The 2,791-nt window shown below is 41.8% G+C and carries 2 protein-coding genes and 1 pseudogene; all 3 read left to right on the forward strand.

The window, feature by feature from the left end:
- A pseudogene (locus QVO88_RS08075) lies at positions 1-717 on the forward strand (hypothetical protein); the annotation flags it as partial.
- A gap of 61 nt (positions 718-778) precedes the next feature.
- A complete protein-coding gene (locus tag QVO88_RS08080; RefSeq protein ID WP_022287989.1) occupies positions 779-1,030 on the forward strand; it encodes a YdbC family protein in 252 nt (83 codons plus the stop codon).
- Positions 1,031-1,267: 237 nt separating this feature from the next.
- Positions 1,268-2,512: an ROK family transcriptional regulator gene (locus QVO88_RS08085; RefSeq protein WP_022287990.1), complete on the forward strand. Its 1,245-nt coding sequence runs from the start codon at positions 1,268-1,270 to the stop codon at positions 2,510-2,512.
- The last annotated feature ends 279 nt before the right edge of the window (positions 2,513-2,791 follow it).

Raw genomic sequence — 2,791 nt, forward strand, 5'->3', positions numbered from 1 at the left:
TACGGTCCGCCTATATCCACGGTGGCAGCTTATATGACTGTGTTCATCATAAGAGCCATAGACTCGAGAAAGCTAGTGCCGTTCAGGATAGATATGAAAAAGATGATAGTGAACAACATCGTTATCCTTGTGATGATGTTCATTTGTCTTTTTGAAACTGACCTTATGCACCACCTGCCTTTGTATGCTATCGTGACACTGCTTTTCTTTGCGGTCTTTATACTCAACCGAAAGGCTGTAGAGAGCATATTCTACAAGGTGCTTCCTGCAAGGATAGCTTCACATTTTGTGAGCCTTAGCACTGCAAAGCTTTGCGCAGTTATTGGCGGCTTGGCTGTATTTGTACTCATAGACTTGCTCACAAGGGGCATTATTGTGTATGCTTTGCTTCTGGCAGGCTTTGTCTTTGCAATATACAAAAACAAGAACAGGCTTATGTATATCTTTATGGTGCTTATGCCGCTGAGTCTAGTTTTCAGGCACGGCATGGTATGGGCAGCGGTGGCATTTCTGATACTGGCGGTGGCTGTTATTATCAAAAACCGCAGACCAGCAGATGTTTTCATTGGCATTGCGGCACTTGATATACTGCTTGGTGCGGCGGCAGGACTTTGGTTCGGCGTGCTTGCGGCGGCTGTGCAGACACTTGTATGCGGCTTTATATTCCGCAGACAGATATGGGATAAGCTTATTGAATGGGCATATAAAAAGCGGTAGAGATACTGCGTTTTATAGATAAAGGGGCTATGCTCCTATTACACCAATGGAGGTTTTTATCATGGCAGAATTGAAATTTGAGATCACAGAGCGTATAGGCGTACTTTCTGAAAACGCCAAGGGCTGGACAAAGGAGCTTAACAAGGTTTCCTGGAACGAGAGAGAGCCTAAATATGACCTGAGAGAATGGAATCCAGACCACAGCAGAATGGGCAAGGGTATCACTCTTACTGACGAAGAAGTGGAAACTCTCAAGGCTATTCTCAACGGTGAGGAGATAGAGGACGATATCAACGAGGCTGACATTCTTTAAAAAATTGTAAATGTTCGGTAAACAGTTAAATGATAATCAATTGTTAATCATGAGTTTAAAAATGTTTGCTATAATTTCCGAGAAGAACAATTAAACGGCGGAGTTGTGCGTTATTTCATGCATGGCTGCCGCCGGAAGCTTGCACATAAAAGGCGTTTCGTATCAGTATTTAAAGGACACGGAACGCTTTGAACGTACAGGGCAGGTAATAATATATTCGGAGGGAATTATAGTTATATGGAACAGCATGGCATTAGCAAGCTTGATCTCAAGAGGCGCAACCGTATGCAGGTCCTCAAGATACTCAAGCAGAGAGGCCCTACTTCCCGTATCGACATTGCGGGAACTTTAGAGCTTACAAGAGCCGCTGTCACGATCATAACAAATGAAATGATCGAGCAGGGGATAATACAGGAAATAGGCGAATACAAGCACGTTACAGAAAAAGCTCCGAGAGGCAGAAAAAAGATACTTATCGACATAAATCACCACTACAAGTTCGTTATAGGCGTAACGGTAGAGGAGGATATCGTAAGCGTTGGTCTGTCAACTCTGGCAGGTGCAGTTCTCGATAAGAGAAATCTGGCTATCAACGAAAAGACGGACTACAGCACCATTTTTGATTTCACTGAGAAGTCTATAAACGAGGTACTGGGCGACAACTGCCTTGACAAGAACTCTATTCTCGGTATCGGTTTCGGTATATTCCCGACTATGTATTCAAGACTTGGTATCAGTGTTGAAGATGGTGAGCCTGATTATGCTAAGCTAAAGGCTGCAATAAGAGAGAAAACTGAGCTTCCGCTGGTTTTTGACAACTCTGTAAAGGGTACGGCTATGGCAAATATCGACTTCCTTAAAACAAAGGATATAAACAGACACAACATAGCCTTTTTGCAGTATGGCAACACTATGCACTTTGTTGTGACGAATCTTAACGATCCGATCGTTTCATATGATAACAGAACTAACTTCGTGGATAAGATGATAATCAACCCTTATTCTGACAGGACTTGTCCTTGCGGAAGAAGGGGCTGTGTTGAGAGTGAACTCACTCCATCGGCTACTATGTCAAAGCTTAGGGAAGTATTTTCTGCTGAAAAGACGCCTTTTCTCTATGAGGCGGCAAGGGGAAGTTTTGAGAATGTCAATCAGGATATGATAACGATGGCATACGAGAAAGACGACAAGGCTGTAAAAGAGATACTTAACGGTGAGCTTACGCTGTTAGCGGTGCTTCTTAACAACTTGTATTTTTCTACCAACCCACAGAAGATAGTGCTTCATCAGTTCAAATTCCAGAATGAAAAGGCGTTCCAGAAATTAAAGGACGCTGTGACAGAGATAGGCGGAGCGCTTGTTTCAAGCAAGATCGAGCTTTCTATTATTGAGGACAAGCACAGATTCCTGTCAGGTTGTGCGCTTGCAATAAGAGAATTGTTCTTTAATAGGGGCGGATTTGATACATCTTCTAATAATTAAGAGCATCAGAGCAGGGCATTGCCCTGCTTTTTCTTTTATATTATAGTATAAAATGAACAACATAGTGAAAAATATCTAAATTATCGGGTAGAAAATGTATAAAATAGAGAAACGATGAAAAAGCTATTGACAAATGTCGCTGTAGATGATAAAATATAAAAGTCGCTTGACGAGAGCGATGAATGTGAATAAGGTGATGACGATGAACACTTTTTGAAAGAGTTCAAACGAATTCATAAAGAATTCACAAAGAAAAGTCTTGACAAAGCTTAGCTAATA

The organism is Ruminococcus sp. CAG:57 (assembly GCF_000435935.1).
GTDB classification, from domain to species: domain Bacteria; phylum Bacillota; class Clostridia; order Oscillospirales; family Ruminococcaceae; genus Hominimerdicola; species Hominimerdicola aceti.

Coding starts and splice junctions, on each gene's coding strand:
- QVO88_RS08080 (WP_022287989.1), top strand. CDS start 779: ATGGCAGAATTGAAATTTGAGATCACAGAGCGTATAGGCGTACTTTCT.
- QVO88_RS08085 (WP_022287990.1), top strand. CDS start 1,268: ATGGAACAGCATGGCATTAGCAAGCTTGATCTCAAGAGGCGCAACCGT.